Annotated in this window: 2 protein-coding genes; both read left to right on the forward strand. The window is 67.1% G+C overall.

Translation table 11 applies throughout. The features are described from left to right. Positions 1-238, forward strand: a 238-nt coding sequence (locus MOV75_RS40060; RefSeq protein ID WP_247008363.1) for a helix-turn-helix transcriptional regulator, incomplete at its 5' end; no start/stop codon positions are given. A gap of 116 nt (positions 239-354) precedes the next feature. Then, positions 355-845: FAD-dependent oxidoreductase (locus MOV75_RS40065; RefSeq protein ID WP_247008365.1), on the forward strand; the 491-nt coding region annotated here is incomplete at its 3' end.

Here is an 845-nt window from a genome sequence, read left to right on the forward strand (position 1 = left end):
CTCGGGCTTAAGTCCGCGCCAGGCGCAGCGCCTGTTCGAGCAGGCCGGCACGACCTTCACCGAATTCGTGCTGGAGCAGCGCCTGCTGCAGGCCCGCAAGCTGCTCGGCGATCCCCGCGCCAGGACGCGCAAGATCAGCGACATCGCGCATTCCTCGGGCTTTGCCGATTTGTCCTATTTCAACCGCGCCTTCCGCAAGCGCTTCGGCGCGACGCCGTCGGAACTGCGCGAGGCGTGAGCTCGCGACTTCGTGCAGCGGCGCGGCGCTGGCGCAGTTGGTCGATGCGGGCTGTTGAGCTATATTGCCCGCGCGGCCAGACCGCAGGATTGCTTTGGAAAGTATAGTAGGCGGACATGGCCCGTATCGTCGTGCTCGGCGCCGGCTTTGCAGGCCTGTGGGCGGCCATCGGCGCTGCGCGCAAGCGCGAGGAGATCGGCGCGAACGATGACATCGAAATCCGTCTCGTCGACCGCAATCCCTATCACAACATCCGCGTGCGCAACTACGAAGCCGATCTCGACGAGGTCGCGCTGCCGCTGCCGCAACTGCTCGATCCGATCGGTGTCGGCCATGGTATCGGCGAGGTCCAGGCCATCGATCCGGCACGGCGCGAACTCTCGCTGGTCACGAGCGGCGGCGCAGAGACGCTGGATTATGACCGCCTCGTGCTGGCGCTCGGCAGCGAGGTGATGCGTCCCGCCATTCCCGGACTTGCCGGGCATGCCTTCGACGTCGATACCTATGCTGCGGCGCTCCGCCTCGAAGATCATCTCGCCTCGCTTGGGCGCAGCGCGCCGTCGCCGGGGCGTTCGACGGTGGTGGTGGTCGGCGCCGGCTTCACGGG

The sequence above is a fragment of the Bradyrhizobium sp. PRIMUS42 genome (assembly GCF_023006515.1).
Taxonomy (GTDB): Bacteria; Pseudomonadota; Alphaproteobacteria; order Rhizobiales; family Xanthobacteraceae; genus Bradyrhizobium.